Here is a 14,617-nt window from a genome sequence, read left to right as displayed (position 1 = left end):
GCAAATGACCGGCGAACGGTCAGCGCGCCGGCAGTTCGATGTCGGTCACTTCGCTGGGACGCAGCGTGTAGCTCGCCTCGCCCGGGCCATCGATGACCTGGCGGATGACGATGCGGCCGTCGACATCGAGGCCGACGAAGACGCCCTCGGCAACCCGGCCGCGCTCGGTGGTCACACGCATGCTGCGGTTGACGTAGCGCTGCGGTGCGGACAGCAGGCGCTCAATGGCCAGGCGACCGCTTTCCGGCGCCTGCGGCACGGGGGCATTGGATTTCGCCGGCGTGGCAGCCGTAACGGGGGCCGCAGGGACGTTCGACGCCTTCATCCGCGGGTAGCGGTCGTCCCGCACACCCCAGCCACGCGCGGGGGTCTTCTCCAGCGTGACCTGCAGGTCCTGCGGCGCGCCGCCAACTTCGACGGTCAGTGCAACCTCCTGGGAAGCGCGCTGGGTATCCAGGGTGGGCATGCGGGTGATGGCGACATCACGACGCGCAAAGCGGCGCTGCAGGTAGTCCTGCAGTACATAACGCAAGGTATCGCGGGAGTCGAAGCGGGTATCCACCTCGCCATCGCGATAGCGCAGGCGGTCGGTGAAGACTTCGATGGTGCCCGAAAGCGTGGTCTGCATCTGGGCCGGCAGCACCAGGTGGAAGGCGCCTTCCAGGCGGTTGGGAGCCTTTGGCGCCAGGTCCAGGTGCAGGCTGTAGCCACGCTGCAGGCGGACCGCTTCGGGCAGGTCCTGGCCTGGCGCGAGCCAGCTGACTTCGATTTCCGGCAGGCGTCCCTTGTCGTCAGGCAACACGTCCAGCCTGACCGGGCCGCTGACCGGCGCAGCCAGGCGCACCTGGATTTCGCGGTGAGCGTAGAAGTCCTGGCCTTCGCGCAGGCTGAGCACACCGTCGATGAACTCGGCCTGCTCGGGCACGAAGGGCTGGCCATTCAGCTCCCCGCGCAGGTTGATCGCCAGTTCAGGCTTGACGACCGCCTCGGGCTTGAGCCACTCCAGGCGGAGGATGGCCTCCAGGCGCGCACTGTCGCGGCTGGCCAGCATCGTCAGGCCGACCACCAGCGGAATGCAGCCCAGGGCCCCGAGGGCCACGGCGCTGCGGGCCAGGCGCCAGTGAACCAGGACGAACAGCACGGCCAGCGGCGGCAGCAGGCTGGCAAGCCCCCAGAACAGGCTGCGCTCGAAGGCGCGGGCGATCAGCCAGACGTACCCCGCGAGGATCAGCAGCAGGCCGAGCAGGATCAGCAGCGTATCCATTCAGGCGCCATCGACCTTGAAGTGCGCGCGAGCGGTGGCGATGGGTTCGGTGCGAGTGGTCTGCCAGGCGGTGATGGCGACGTTCGCCACCCGTCGGCCCTGGCGCCAGACCTGGCACTGCGCGTAGGTATCGCGGAAGTGCCCGGCGCGCAGGTAGTCAATGGAGAAGTCGATGATCTTGGGCATGTGCGGGATGCCCATGAACATCAGCAGGTGCAGCAGCGCCGAGTGCTCCATGAAACCGGCGATCACCCCGCCATGCAGGGCCGGCAGCGTGGGGTTGCCGATGTTGTCCGGGTTGGCCGGCAGGTGGAAGATCGCATCGTCGCCCAGGCGCAGGCAGCGGATGCCGAGCAGCCGGGCATAGGGGATCGCGTCGATCAGCGGGTCGTAGTCCTTGCTCTCGTGCGCGGCGCGCACCATGGCCTCGATGTTCACCGTGGTCATCCCTGGCCCCCATCGACGTCGCGCTTCACCGAGCCGGCGGATACCGCCTTGCCCATGCGCATGAAGGTCCCGACCACATGGGCGATGGGTTCGCTGGGGTCGTCCTGATAGGCATAGCCACGGGTGAAGATGATGTTCGGGGTGACCCGGTAGCACTCGGCGAACCCGTAGACATCCTTGTGCGGCTGCGCTGGGTGCATGTAGTCGATGCGCAGGTCCAGGGTCGGGCAGATCTCGAACTGCGGCAGCACGCAGACGGTGGAGATGCCGCAGGTGGTGTCCATCAGCGTGGTGATGGCGCCGCCGTGGATCACGCCGGTTTCCGGGTTGCCGACAATGGCCTCGCTGTAGGGAAGCCGCAGGGTCAGGCCGGAGGCGTCCGCCGCATGCGCGCTGATGCCCAGCAACTGGCAGTGGCGCAGCGCCGAAAGGAAGCGTTGGGCGCGCTCCAGGAGTGGGTTTTCGGACATGGGAGGGGTCGACCGATTGACTGCACGGGGCGGCATCATACCCCGGTCGCTGTCAATCCTGCAGTGATGGAATACAGGGGCTTAGGAATATTCGTTGAACTAATTCACACAACACCGGTTCAAAGGGCTAACACCAGGAAAGCCGCACATGGAGGCTCCGCATGAAAAAAACCCTTCCCCTCGCTCTGCTGATCGTTGCAGGTCTGGGCCTTGCCGCCTGCGACAAGAAAGAAGAGCCGAAAGCGCCGCCGGCACCGGCCGCGACCGAGCAGCCGGCGACTCCGGCGCCGACCACTCCGCCGGCACCTGAAGCCTCCCCGGCCACTCCGGCTGCCCCGGCCACCGCGCCGCAGGAGCCCGCTGGCGGCGAGCAGAAGCAGTAATTCGCTTGCGCTGCACAAGACAAGGCCCGCATGTTGCGGGCCTTGTCGTTTCTGCCGTTTGCCGCTCAGCCGCTGGGCGGAATGTCGTTGTCCCGTGGCGCGTCGCCCTGCGGCGTCGGCGTGTAGACCATCACATGGAGCACGCTGGAGTGGAACTCGCGCTGGTACAGCACGCCCACCACACCCGCCGTCACCAGCATGAAGATCCAGGGGTTGATGAACCAGGCCAGCATGGCCAGGCCGAAGTAGTAGGTGCGCAGGCCCTGGTTGAACTGGTGCGCCGCCAGCGACACCACGCGCGCCGCGCGCTCGGCGAAGGATTTGCGCTCCAGCTCGCCGACGTTGCGCTCCCCCACCATGGGCGCCGAACCGATCAGCACCGCCGCGAAGTTGTATTGGCGCATGCACCAGCTGAAGGTGAAGAAGGCATAGACAAACACCACTGCCAGGCACAGCAGCTTCAGCTCTGAAAGCCCGCGGGTGGGCGGCGTCACGAAAGGCAGGTCGGCGAGCACCGAGATCGTGCGCTCGGCCGAGCCCAGCAACGTGAGGATACCCGCCAGAATGATCAGGGTGCTGGAGGCGAAGAACGAGGCGTTGCGCTCCAGGTTGCCGATCACGCTGGCGTCCGCCACGCGGTTGTCGCGCAACAATACGCGGCGCATCCAGTCCTGGCGGTAGAGATGCAGCACGCTGGCCAGGCACGCGGTGTCGCGGGCCTTGGTCTTGGCGTAGCGGGTGTAGCCGATCCAGCAGAAGAGGAACCAGAGGATGGCAAGCAGGTTCCAGAAATACTGGATGTCGAACAGGTCGACGACGTCGGTCATGGATTTCCTTGCGATTCGAGACGAAATGAAGTCGGTACGCAGCCGATAGACGCCAGTTTATCCCGCCAGGACACGCGCCCCTGCACGGGCTTCCCGGTATGTGGCGCACGTCCGGGCGCCGGGTGCCACCGGGCGTTCACATGCCTTCGCAGCCGCACCCGACTGGCGAGGGTCGCCAGCGCCCGGTGAGCGTGTTGCCCGGCACGCCCCTACCAGCGCAACAGGCGCGGCCCCAGGGCCATGCCCAGCAGCGTAGGCAGGAGCATGCCGAGCAGGTACCACACGCCCCAGAAGGGAATGCCCATCTCCGGGCAGTGCAGGCAGTACGCCAGGGTCGAGGTAGCCCCGGCGAGCAGGCCGCCAGCAGCACCGGCCAGGCGCAGCCGGGTAGGCGCCAGCCCACGCAGCGCCCAGAAGACGGCGATGAATGTGGGTATCGAGAGCAGCGCAATGTTCAGCGGGCAGGTGCGCCAGGTCTTGCCCAGTATCAGCCCGGCGCGCGCTTCGGCAGGCACCGCAGCCAGCTCCACCGCGCCCCCCAGCCACACCAGCAGCACCGGCAGCCCGAGCAGTAGCCACGCTGCACCACCCTTCACTCCCGGCCGCGCCAGGCGGCTGTTCAACCCGTACGCGATCAGCGCCAGGCTGCCGGGCAGCGCGACCTTGGCCCAGAACAGCGGAGTCCGCGCGACGTCAGCGAGGTCCGCGCGCACCCCATAGAGCGCGGCCATCAGCAGTATCGCGCCCAGGCCGCCGCCCAGCAGAGCCAGTGCAAAGCGCTTGCCCAGCGCTCGCCGATCGACCGCGCTCTCGCCGGCAGCCAGCAGGTCGATCAGTTCATTGGTCTTCATCGCTTCGCAACCCTCGGATCATGTTCGCCAGGGCCTTCAGCCCGCGGTGGATGCCGACCTTCACGGCGGAACTGGAAAGCCCGGTCAGGCTTGCCGTTTCCTCTACAGACAACCCTTCCAGCTTCACATGGACGATCGGCAGGCGCTGCTTGTCCGGCAACTGCTGCAGCAGTTTGCCCAGATCGCGGCTGGCCTGCGCCGGCTGGTCGTCCTCGGTGGCGAACAGCTCGCCCTCATCGTCGTCCAGCGGATCATGCAACGCCTCGCGACGGGCAAAGGCGCGGAAATGGTCAGCCAGCTTGTAGCGCGCAATCGCCTGCACCCAGGCCGTCAGTGGCTGTTCTGCGCGATAGGTGTGGCGGGCGTTGTGCACGGCCAGCAGGACTTCCTGCACCAGGTCCTCCACCTCGCCGGGGCGCTGCGCCAGACGGCGGCGCAGGAAGGCGCGCAAGTGCGAGCCAAGGGCGGCGAGGAACTCGCGGTAGGCCACCGCGTTACCGGCCATGCCCTGCATCAGCAGTGTCTGAAGGTGCGCTTCGCGCGCGATCAACACATCCTGGCTGGTAGTTCGTTGCATCGACCGTCCTGGTTACAGCGCGCAAGGAAAATCTTCCCGAGTCTGCCCCACGCTTGCTGGCAGATCGCCGGCCCGCAGAAAAAACAGGCAGCTGTTCAATACCTTAGGGCCGCCCCAGGGAAATCTCAAAAAAATCTTCAGGCGGCTGTAACCGGATCACCACTCCCGGCGAACTACTCGACAAGCCGCCGGAAATCTCTGTGCGGCCCCACCACCCAACGGGAGACCGCACCATGAAAAACCTCACCCTCGCCACCGCCGCCCTTGCCCTTGCCGCCCTTGCCGGGAACGCACTGGCCGACGACATGAATACCAAGGCCAGCACGGGCGCGGCCATGGAGAAATGCTACGGCGTGGCACTGGCCGGCAAGAACGACTGCAAGGCCGGCGCTGGCACCACCTGCGCAGGCAGCGCCAAGAAGGACTACGACGGCATGCACTGGAAGAACGTCCCGGCCGGCACCTGCGCCTCGATCAAGACGCCGCACGGCATGGGCTCGCTGACCCCGATGAAGTCCTGAGTGCAGGCTGCCGACCATGAACGTATCGACTCAACCGGGTGCCGGGCTTGGGCTCAAGGCCGAGCACTACACCCAGGCGCTCGACTGCTGCGCGCGAGGGCTCTGGTTCGAAGTGCATCCGGAAAACTACATGGTCGGCGGCCCCCGCCTTGCCTGGCTGGAGCGGATCGCCGAACGGCATCCGCTGTCGCTGCACGGGGTTTCGCTGTCCCTGGCAGCGGACGCCGCCCCCGACGAGGCTCATCTGCTGCGGCTGCGCGCGCTGGTTGAGCGCGTGCAGCCCGTGCTGATCTCCGAGCACCTGGCCTGGTCCACCTGGCGCGGCCGCTATCTGCCGGACCTGCTGCCTTTCCCCCGCAGCCACGCAGCCCTGGCCCGCATCGTCGACAACATCGAGCGTACCCAGCATGCCCTGGGCCGGCGCATCGCTATCGAGAACCCCAGCCACTACCTTCGCCTCGACGGCCACGACTGGGACGAGATCGAATTCCTGACCGAACTGGCGCTGCGCACCGGCTGCGGCCTGCTGCTGGACATCAACAACGTACACGTCAGCGCGCACAATCTCGGCTTCGATGCCAAGCGCTATCTCGACCGATTCCCCGCCGCAGCCATCCTGGAAATCCACCTGGCCGGGCACAGTCACGACGAGCGCGGCGAGCTGCTGATCGACTCCCACGACGCCCCCATCGCCGAACCGGTCTGGGAGCTCTACCAGCACCTGATCCGGCGCATCGGCCCGCGCCCGACGCTGATCGAACGCGACGACCACATCCCCGCCTTCAGCGAACTGCTGGCCGAGCGCGAAATCGCCCAGGCCATCCTCAACCGGGCGGAGGTGGCCGCATGAAGACGTCCCTCGGCAGCTTCCAGGAAGCTTTCGTCGAAGCGCTGTACCAGCGCTCTCCCCCCGGCCTGCAAGGTTTGACCGAGCAGGCCGGCTTCAGCGTCTACCGCAACACCGTGTTCAAGGGCTGCACCGACGCCTTGTGCGACAACTTCCCCAGTGTCGAACGCCTGGTCGGCACTGACTGGCTGCGCGGCGCGGCGGCCATCCACGCACAGCAGACACCGCCGAACGACGCGCGCCTGGTGCTCTACGGCGAAGACTTCGCCGATTTCCTCGACGCCTTCGAACCCGCGCGCGAGTTGCCCTACCTGGCCGACGTGGCGCGCCTCGACCGCTTGTGGCTGGAAGCCTACACCGCGCCACAGGAGCCTGCGCTGCAGTGGTCCGACCTGGCGGGCATGACCGCTTCCGACCTTGCCCCCTGTCACCTGCAACCCCGCGCCAGCGCACGCTGGCGCTGGTTCGACCAACAGCCGATCTACAGCATCTGGCGCTACAACCGCGAAGCGCTGCCATTGCCCGAAGAGCTGCCCTGGCACGCTGAAGGCGCGCTGCTGGTCGGCCATGCCGAGGGCGTCACCTGGCAGGCACTGGACGTGGGCGGTTGCGCTTTCCTCGATGCCTGCGCCAGCGGTCATGACCTCGATCAGGCATCGACCCTGGCGCTCAGGGCGCAAGCCGACCTCGACTTCACGGTGCTGCTGGGCAGCCTGCTCGGCGCCGCCGTGTTCCAACCGCTGAAACTCACCTGAGGAAGCCGCCATGGACATCTCCCGCAGCCACTACCCGGGCGGCGCCCTTCGCCAGCACTGGAACACCATCGCCAGCCGCCTGCAGTCCCTGCTCAGCGACTCTTTGTTGTGCCTGGTAGCGCGCCTGGGGATTGCTTCGATCTTCTTCCTGTCCGGGCGCACCAAGGTCGAGGGCATCCTGACCATCACGCCGAGCACCTACGAACTGTTCCAGACCGAATACGTGCTGCCGCTGGTGCCACCCTATATAGCCGCGCACCTGGCGACCTACGCAGAACACTTCTTCCCGGTCCTGCTGGTGCTGGGCCTGTTCACCCGCCTCTCCGCCCTCGCCCTGCTGGGCATGACCACCGTGATCGAAGTGTTCGTCTACCCCGATGCCTGGCCGACGCACCTGTCCTGGGCCGGCCTGCTCCTGCTGCTGATTGGTCGCGGCGCGGGCGCCTGGTCGCTGGACCGGGCATTGAAGATCGGCTGACGGCATGGCGGCTCTCGTCGACGGTCATCCTGGCTTTCCCGGTTCAGCCGGTAGCGGTCATACTCGGTCTTTCTGGGACGAAACTTCTACCCGCCGATGTCCGACTCTGACCTCCAAGATGAACCCGATGCACGAAGCGTTTCCGCCGCGAGCAAGCGCACGCGGCGACTGCTTCGCTCGCGCTGGCTGAAATGGCGGCAGCACCTCGCGTTCTGGGTCGGCGCCCTGCTGGTGGGGCTGGTAGCCCTGGCTTTTGCGTGGCTGGCGGATCGCTCCTTCGGGTTGTTCCAGCGGATGCTGCAGGTATCGCCGTGGTTGCCGCTGCTGGCGACGCCGCTGGGTTTTGCGCTGCTGGCCTGGATCACCCAGCGCTGGTTCGTGAACTCGAAAGGCAGTGGCATCCCGCAGGTGATTGCCGCGCTGGAATCGCCATCGCGGCGATTCCGTGCACAGGTCCTCGCCCTGCCGGTGGCGCTGGTGCGGATGCTGTTCACCCTCGGCGCCCTGCTGGTCGGTGGCTCGGTCGGCCGTGAGGGACCGACCGTGCACGTGGGTGCCGCGGTGATCTACGCCTTCGGCACGCGCCTGGGCCTCCACGGCCGACGCACCGTGGCGGGGCTGATCCTGGCGGGCGGCGCCGCCGGTATCGCGGCGGCTTTCAATACGCCCCTTGCCGGGGTGGTTTTCGCCATCGAGGAACTGAGCCGCACCTACGAGCAGCGCTTCAGCGGCCTGGTGCTGACCGCCGTGCTGATCGGCGGCGTGGTCACCCTGGGCCTGATGGGGCACTACTCCTACTTTGGCGACATCAGCGGCGGGTTGCCCACCGGCTGGGGCTGGAGCGAAGTGCCCGCCTGCGCGCTGCTGGGCGGCGTGCTCGGCGGGCTCTACGTGAAGCTGGTACTGCCGGCGCAGCACGGCTGGATCGGCCGGATGTGCGCCGTGCGGGAGCGCTTCCCGGTGCGCTTCGCTGCTGTTTGCGGGCTAGCGCTGGCGCTGCTCGGCGTGATTTCCGGCAACCACGTGTTCGGCACCGGCTACGAGGAAACCCGCGCCCTGCTCGACGGCAACCCGGTGACCGACGCCAGCTTCCTGCTCTGGAAGTTCCTCGCCAACGTGGTGTCGTACCTGGCCGGAATCCCTGGCGGCCTGTTCTCGCCCTCATTGAGCGTCGGCGCAGGGTTCGCGCCCGTGCTCTCCCTGCTGCCGGGCGTCAACCCGCAGACCTGCGCGCTGCTCGGCATGGGCGCCTATCTGGCGGGCGTCACGCGCTCGCCATTGACCGCCTCGGTGATCGTGCTGGAGCTTTCCCACAGCCCGGACCTGGCCATTCCCATGCTCGCCGCCACGCTGCTGGCCGCGGCCATTTCCGGCTGGATAGCGCCGGTTTCGCTCTACCATGCCCTGGCCCGGCAGATTCTCGACAAGGTGGCGCCGAACAAGCCCTGAGTTCAGCGCACGACGTGGAGGTAATGCAGGTGCCGCTCGTACTGGTCGAGGATGTCGGAGATCACGTCGTCGCGGTTCCACCCCATCACGTCGTAATCCTGCCCGCCTTCGCGCAGGTGAACCTCGGCGCGGAAGTACTTGCGCGCCTCGGTGCCCTCGTCTTCATCCAGCAGAACGAAGCTGGGGCTGGTGAAGGCCCGCGGGCGGACTTCATAGAGGAAATGGCCCTCCCCCGGCTGCGCCAGCTCCAGGGCCACGCGGCCATCTTCGCGCTCCAGCACCTGCACGTCATGGCCTTGCTTGCGCAACTCGGCGGCCACTTCCTCGCAAGCCGGGCGCACGACCTCGGCAATGAAGCGGGTCACATGGGCGCGTCGGGGGCGCATGGCAATACTCCGCAAGCGCCGCTGCCAACCGCCTTCGTGGTGTGGCGCATGCCGCGGCGCAGGTAGCGACTGGTGGCGCAGGCCGCGTCGCGTGGCATCCAGGTGCAGCGCGCGGAACAGCCCCCAGATGGACGCCAGCAGGATCGCCGAGAACGGCAGCGCACTGGCGATGGTCGCTGTCTGCAGGGCCTTCAGCCCGTTCGCCAGCAGCAATGCCACCGCCACCACGCCAATGCTCACCGACCAGAAGATGCGCTGCCACAACGGCGAGTGGGAGTGCCCCGATGAAGCAAGCATGTCCACCACCAGCGCCCCGGAGTCTGCCGAGGTGACGAAGAACACCACCACCATCAGCACCGCGACCATCGACACCACGCTGGATAGCGGGAAGTGCTCGAGGAAGGCGAACAGCGCCAGGGAACTGTCCTGGTCGACGACCGCCGCCAGGGTGGTCACGCCCTCGTTGAGGATCATGTGGATCGCCGAATCGCCGAACACGGTCATCCACAGCAGGGTGAAGCCGGCCGGGACGAAGAGCACGCCGCAGACGAATTCGCGGATGGTCCGCCCGCGCGAGATGCGCGCGATGAACAGCCCCACGAACGGCGACCAGGACAGCCACCAGCCCCAGTACAGCAGGGTCCAGCCGCCAATCCAGTCGGTCGGCTCGTAGGCATAGAGGTTGAAGGTCTTGTTGACGATGTCCGAGAGGTAGGCACCGGTGTTCTGCACGTAGGTCTGCAGCAGGAACACGGTCGGGCCGAGCAGCAGCACGAACAGCATGAGGATCACCGCCAGCGCCAGGTTCAGCTCGGAAAGGATACGGATGCCCTTGTCCAGGCCGCTGGCCACCGAGAGTGTCGCCAGGGCGCAGGTCGCGGCGATGAGGATGATCTGCACGGTCGCATTCACCGGCAGGCCGAACAGGTGGTGGAAGCCGCTGTTGATCTGCAGCACGCCATAACCCAGTGAGGTGGCGACGCCGAACACCGTGCCGAGGATGGCGAAGATGTCCACTGCATGGCCGATCGGGCCGTAGATGCGCTCGCCGATCAGCGGATACAGCGCCGAGCGCAACGTCAGCGGCAGGCCCTTGCGGAAGCTGAAGTAGGCCAGGATCAGCCCGACGATGGCGTAGATCGCCCAGGCATGCAGGCCCCAGTGGAAGAAGGTGATCTTCATCGCTTCGCGAGCCGCGGTGACCGTCCCCGCCTCGCCCACCGGCGGGCTGGTGAAGTGCATCACCGGTTCGGCTACGCCGAAGAACATCAGGCCGATGCCCATGCCGGCGGAGAACAACATGGCGAACCAGCTGCTGCTGCGATATTCGGGCTCGCTGTGATCAGGTCCGAGCTTGATGTCGCCGTAGCGACTGACCGCGAGGAACACCACGCTGATCAGGATCAGCGCCACCGCGAGGATGTAGAACCAGCTGGCGTTGGTGAAGATCCACTGCTGGATGTGTTCGAACTGCGTCTGGGCCTGGCTCTTGAAGAGTACGGCGTAGAGCACCAGCAGCAGGATCAGCGCCGCGCTGGTATAGAAAACCGGAGGGTTCAGGGTTGTCCTTGGCTTGCCGGATGAGCTCATCGGGAAGGTTTCTCCTGTGCAACGACATCGCGCGCACCAACCTGCAAGCCACGGCGTGCGTGGTGGCACGCCGGTCCAAGGGTATCGCGTTCAGTACTCGTAAAGTATCGATAGGCGCCCGGCCCGGCGCCGTCCGGCCCCAAGCATCAAGGACAACGCGTGGCGCCATTGGCGTTCGCTTGCGCCACCAGTGCGGCGAACTTGCGCACATTGGCCTGGTGCGCGACCACCAGCCCGTCCACGGTATCGTTGGCCGCCGTCTGCAGGCTGCTGCGGCAGGTCAGCGGTTTGTTCGCGCCGGGCCGCTGCAGGCGCCACCGGGCATCGAGCAGCGCGTACTGGCCCGGCACCGAATCGAAGCGCTGCACCTCCACGCGCAGCCGCGCAGCGCCTGGCCCCGGAGCACCGAGCTGGTCCTCCAGGGCATTGCGGAACTCGTCCACCAGGTTGGCGCCCCACCATTCGGTTTCCAGGATCGACAGCCCGCTGCCGCCCTGGCGGACGACAATCTGCGAGCGATCGACCTGCGGCGGCATCTCCACCCGTTCGACGCGTACCTGGCCGCTGGCGGGGCTGCCCGGCTGTGCGGGAACCAGCGTGTGGTAGTGGATCGGAGCGCTGCTGCAGCCCGACAACACGGGGAACAGTGCGGCCAGGAGCAGCATGGGCAGCTTCGGCATCTGAAGTCTCTCCTTGTACGCGAATCAGGGCTGCAGGTTGTCGGCGTTGGCGTTCTTCGGACGACCACGGATCAAGGATTCCGGGTGGCGCCCGAGGTAGTCGGACAGGTCACGCAACGAGCGCGACATGCGGTCCAGCTCATCCAGGGTGTCGCTGAGCTTTTCCCGTTGCGGCGAGTTCTCGCCCAGCGCCGAGTTGGCCGTGGCGAGCGTGGTGCGCACCTCATCGAGCGTCCGGGTGACGCCCGGCAAAGTCTGCGTATTGAACTGCTTGAGGCTGCCCTGCAACTCACGCAGGTTGCCGTCTAGGTTGTTGGCGATGCGCTCCAGCGGCAGCTTGCCGATGCGGTCGACCACCGCCTGCAACTGTTCCTGGAGTTTCGCCAGGCTGCTGGGCACCGTCGGGATGCGCAGCGGCCGCGCGCTGGCATCGAAGGCCACCGGCTTGGCGTCCGGATAGAAGTCCAGCGAGATATACAACTGCCCGGTCAGCAGGTTGCCGCTGCGCGCCTGGGCCCGCATGCCGTGCTCGACGAAGCTGCCGATCACGCGGGTGACGCCGCCCTGGTCGCCCACGCTGCTGTTGAAGACCTTGAGCATCTTCTGGTGCACGGGCCCCAGGCGCTGCGGGTAGATCACCGCATCGACCACCACCGGGAAAATCTGCAGCTTCTCGTCGTAGTCCAGCTGGATGTTGGTGACCTTGCCGAAATCGACACCCATGAACTCCACGGGCGCGCCCACGCTCAGGCCGCGCATCGACTGGTCGAAGCGCAGGCGCAGGTACTGCGGCAGGCCGGTGGGCGGAGCCAGGGCATTGTCGCGGTCGACGTAGAGGTCGAAGGCTTCGTTGTCCTGGGCGGCGGCCGTTTCCTCGCTGCCCTCGGGCGTGCCGAAGGCCAGCCCGCCGACCAGCAGCGCGGACAACGATTCGGTGTTCACCTTCAGGCCGTTGGCGCTGACGTTGACGTCAACGCCACTGGCATTCCAGAACCGGGTGTTCTGGGTCACGAAAGCGTCATTGGGCGACTCGACGAAGATGCCCAGGTCCACGCCCTTGCCATCGCTGCGCAAGGCGTAGGAAGTCACCTGGCCCACCGGAATCTTGCGGTAGTAGATGGGCGAGCCGATATCCAGCGAGCCCAGGTCGTCGGCGCGCAGGACGAAGCTCTTGCCCTTCTCCCCGTAGGTGATCGGCGGCGGCAGCTCCAGGCCGGTGAAGCGCTTCTTCGGCGCACTCGATTCACCGGCGTCGGCACCGATGAAATTGCCCGACAACAGCGTGTCGACGCCGGTCACGCCGCCAGCGCCGATGCGTGGCCGCACGACCCAGAATTTCGCACCCTCGGTGGCGAAGGATTCGGCCTCCTTGTTCAGCTTGACGCTGGCGGTGACGCTCTTCTTGTCCTTGGCCAGCTCGACGCCTTCGACCTCGCCGATCACCACGCTGCGGTACTTCACCTGGGTCTTGTGCGCGACCAGGCCCTCCCCCGTCCGGAAGGAGATCTCGATGGTCGGCCCCTGCTCCATCCAGTTGCGCACGATGAGCGAAGCGCCCACCAGCAGCGCCACGATCGGCACGATCCAGACCAGCGATACATTCCAGCGCCGCGTGCGTACCTGCGGCTGTCCGGGGGCGGCGTGCTTAGGGGTGTCCTGCTCCATCGATCGGATCTCCGTCGTCCCAGATATGTCGTGGATCGAAACTCATGGCGGAAAGCATGGTGAGGACCACCACCATGCCGAAGAACAGGATGCCGGCGCGCGGCTCGATGGTGCCCAGTTCATGCATCTGCACCAGGGCCGCCACCAGCGCGACGACCATCACGTCGAGCATCGACCAGTAGCCGATCAGCTCGACGAAGCGGTACAGCTGCGAACGCTGCCGACGTGCCCAGTTGCTGCGGCGCTGGGCAGTCCAGAGCAGCAGCCCGAGGGAGAAGAACTTGATCGCCGGCACGCCGATACTGGCAATGAAGATGATCAGCGCGATGTCCCAGGCGCCGCTTTCCCAGAACTCCAGCACGCCACCACCGATGGTGCTGTCGATGCCCTGGCCGAGCATCTCGGTATGCATGACCGGCAACAGGTTGGCCGGCACGTAGAAGATCAGCGCCGCCACCAGGTACGCCCAGCCGCGGGTGATGGCATCGGCCTTGCGCAGGTGCAAGGGGGCGCCACAGCGTTGGCAATGATGGCCGCCGCTGCGCGTATCGCAGGCGGCGCCGCAGCCGTGGCAAAGGCACAGGTTCAGGTGAGCGGCGAGCGGGGGCGTATTCATACCCGCTCCCAGAGATCGCGGATGTCCTTGCCGGCGATGTAGATGATCAGCACGCTCAGCGCGGCCATCGCCAGCAGGCCGATACCGGGTATCACATCGAGCAGGCCGGCCAGCTTGATCACCGCGACCATGGTGCCCAGCAGGCAGACCTCCAGCATGCTCCAGGGGCGCAACGACTCCAGCCAGCGCATGCACCCGGCGAAGGCCGGCGCGCGGCGGCCGGCCAGGGCGAAGCCGAGCACCCAGATCAGCAGCGCTACCTGCAGCGCCGGCGCGAGGATGATGGCCAGTGCTGTCACCAGTGCGATGAAGGTGATAGGGCCGCTGCTCAGGATCATCACCGCGTCCCACAGCGTCGCCGAATTGCTCAGGCCCTGCATGCTGATGGTCATCACCGGGTAGCTGTTGGCGAAGGCCAGCAGCACCGCGCCGGTCAGCGCCAGCGCCAGGCGTTGTTGTACTGACAGTGAGTTGTGCCGATGCAGTACCCCGCCGCAGCGCACGCACAGTGCACGCTGGTGTCGCTGCAGCGGCTGGCGTTCGTACACCGCATCGCAGTACTCACAGATGATCAGGTCGCTGGCTGCTGCCATGGGCGCTCTCGTGGTGAGCCGGCGCACGGCGCCGGCCAGGGAAATCGCTATCCACGACGAGAGCCTGGGCACAGGCTCTGGAGCGATCCACATGAAGTCTGCACAAGACTAGTCGAGGATTTTCGATGGTGGGGGTCGCGCGGCGAAATCGCACTAAAGAGAAACTCGTTCCACACTCCACTGCATAACGGCAGCTCGGCATTCACCGTCCATACTGC

The 14,617-nt window shown here is 66.5% G+C and carries 17 protein-coding genes; 6 read left to right on the top strand and 11 right to left on the bottom strand.

Going from position 1 to position 14,617, the window contains the following annotated elements:
• Positions 1 to 19 precede the first annotated feature (19 nt).
• From RS899_RS08595 to RS899_RS08585, 3 genes are read right to left on the bottom strand one after another with little or no spacing between them, the layout of a single operon-like run.
• Positions 20 to 1,264, bottom strand: a complete 1,245-nt coding sequence (locus RS899_RS08595) for an MFS transporter (RefSeq protein WP_315809626.1) — start codon at positions 1,262 to 1,264, stop codon at positions 20 to 22.
• Positions 1,265 to 1,711: a PaaI family thioesterase gene (locus tag RS899_RS08590; RefSeq protein ID WP_024762426.1), complete on the bottom strand. Its 447-nt coding sequence runs from the start codon at positions 1,709 to 1,711 to the stop codon at positions 1,265 to 1,267. It lies immediately after the preceding gene.
• Entirely contained in the window at positions 1,708 to 2,181 is a 474-nt protein-coding gene (locus tag RS899_RS08585) for a PaaI family thioesterase (RefSeq protein ID WP_024762427.1), read from the bottom strand. Before RS899_RS08585 ends, RS899_RS08590 begins: the two co-directional genes overlap by 4 nt.
• Positions 2,182 to 2,342: 161 nt before the next feature.
• Here RS899_RS08585 and RS899_RS08580 point away from each other — a divergent pair, with 161 nt between their 5' ends.
• Entirely contained in the window at positions 2,343 to 2,564 is a 222-nt protein-coding gene (locus tag RS899_RS08580) for a hypothetical protein (protein ID WP_054909597.1), read from the top strand.
• A gap of 65 nt (positions 2,565 to 2,629) precedes the next feature.
• On the opposite strand, the gene RS899_RS08575 is transcribed toward RS899_RS08580, so the two are convergent.
• The 3 genes from RS899_RS08575 to RS899_RS08565 form a co-directional block, all read right to left on the bottom strand.
• Positions 2,630 to 3,391 (bottom strand): DUF599 domain-containing protein, encoded by a 762-nt coding sequence (locus RS899_RS08575; protein ID WP_024762429.1) that lies wholly within the window; start codon positions 3,389 to 3,391, stop codon positions 2,630 to 2,632.
• A gap of 209 nt (positions 3,392 to 3,600) precedes the next feature.
• A complete protein-coding gene (locus tag RS899_RS08570) occupies positions 3,601 to 4,242 on the bottom strand; it encodes a DUF1109 domain-containing protein (protein WP_315809625.1) in 642 nt (213 codons plus the stop codon).
• Complete coding sequence (locus RS899_RS08565; RefSeq protein WP_054909599.1) at positions 4,229 to 4,819, bottom strand: sigma-70 family RNA polymerase sigma factor; 591 nt, start codon at positions 4,817 to 4,819, stop codon at positions 4,229 to 4,231. The genes RS899_RS08570 and RS899_RS08565 overlap by 14 nt, the downstream gene beginning before the upstream one ends.
• Before the next feature lie 233 nt (positions 4,820 to 5,052).
• Between RS899_RS08565 and RS899_RS08560 the strand changes: the two genes are divergently transcribed.
• The 5 genes from RS899_RS08560 to RS899_RS08540 all read left to right on the top strand — a co-directional run bounded on the left by RS899_RS08560 (position 5,053) and on the right by RS899_RS08540 (position 8,869).
• The gene (locus tag RS899_RS08560) at positions 5,053 to 5,340 is read left to right on the top strand and encodes a DUF2282 domain-containing protein (protein WP_024762431.1); all 288 of its coding nucleotides are present in this window, start codon (positions 5,053 to 5,055) and stop codon (positions 5,338 to 5,340) included.
• Positions 5,341 to 5,356: 16 nt separating this feature from the next.
• Positions 5,357 to 6,190 carry a DUF692 domain-containing protein gene (locus RS899_RS08555; protein ID WP_315809624.1) on the top strand — a complete coding sequence of 278 codons (834 nt, stop codon included), beginning with the start codon at positions 5,357 to 5,359 and terminating at the stop codon, positions 6,188 to 6,190.
• Positions 6,187 to 6,942, top strand: a complete 756-nt coding sequence (locus tag RS899_RS08550) for a DNA-binding domain-containing protein (protein WP_315809623.1) — start codon at positions 6,187 to 6,189, stop codon at positions 6,940 to 6,942. The genes RS899_RS08555 and RS899_RS08550 overlap by 4 nt, the downstream gene beginning before the upstream one ends.
• Positions 6,943 to 6,952: 10 nt before the next feature.
• On the top strand, positions 6,953 to 7,420 hold the full coding sequence (locus RS899_RS08545) for a DoxX family protein (protein ID WP_315809622.1): 468 nt from the start codon (positions 6,953 to 6,955) through the stop codon (positions 7,418 to 7,420).
• 225 nt (positions 7,421 to 7,645) lie between these two features.
• Positions 7,646 to 8,869 (top strand): chloride channel protein, encoded by a 1,224-nt coding sequence (locus RS899_RS08540; protein ID WP_401035575.1) that lies wholly within the window; start codon positions 7,646 to 7,648, stop codon positions 8,867 to 8,869.
• A gap of 2 nt (positions 8,870 to 8,871) precedes the next feature.
• Here RS899_RS08540 and RS899_RS08535 read toward each other — a convergent pair whose 3' ends face one another.
• From RS899_RS08535 to RS899_RS08515, 5 genes are all read right to left on the bottom strand, one after another.
• Positions 8,872 to 10,845 (bottom strand): BCCT family transporter, encoded by a 1,974-nt coding sequence (locus RS899_RS08535; RefSeq protein ID WP_054907964.1) that lies wholly within the window; start codon positions 10,843 to 10,845, stop codon positions 8,872 to 8,874.
• A gap of 146 nt (positions 10,846 to 10,991) precedes the next feature.
• The gene (locus RS899_RS08530; protein WP_315809621.1) at positions 10,992 to 11,525 is read right to left on the bottom strand and encodes a PqiC family protein; all 534 of its coding nucleotides are present in this window, start codon (positions 11,523 to 11,525) and stop codon (positions 10,992 to 10,994) included.
• 24 nt (positions 11,526 to 11,549) lie between these two features.
• Positions 11,550 to 13,190 carry an intermembrane transport protein PqiB gene (locus RS899_RS08525; RefSeq protein WP_315809620.1) on the bottom strand — a complete coding sequence of 547 codons (1,641 nt, stop codon included), beginning with the start codon at positions 13,188 to 13,190 and terminating at the stop codon, positions 11,550 to 11,552.
• Positions 13,171 to 13,806, bottom strand: coding sequence for a paraquat-inducible protein A (locus RS899_RS08520; protein ID WP_315809619.1), 636 nt, complete (start codon positions 13,804 to 13,806; stop codon positions 13,171 to 13,173). Before RS899_RS08520 ends, RS899_RS08525 begins: the two co-directional genes overlap by 20 nt.
• Positions 13,803 to 14,399, bottom strand: a complete 597-nt coding sequence (locus RS899_RS08515; RefSeq protein WP_233298851.1) for a paraquat-inducible protein A — start codon at positions 14,397 to 14,399, stop codon at positions 13,803 to 13,805. Before RS899_RS08515 ends, RS899_RS08520 begins: the two co-directional genes overlap by 4 nt.
• Positions 14,400 to 14,617: the final 218 nt, after the last annotated feature.

The sequence above is a fragment of the Pseudomonas sp. C9-3 genome, from assembly GCF_032392015.1.
In the GTDB taxonomy this organism is placed as follows: Bacteria; Pseudomonadota; Gammaproteobacteria; order Pseudomonadales; family Pseudomonadaceae; genus Pseudomonas; species Pseudomonas nitroreducens.
This window is presented reverse-complemented; position numbering and strand designations above follow the sequence as displayed.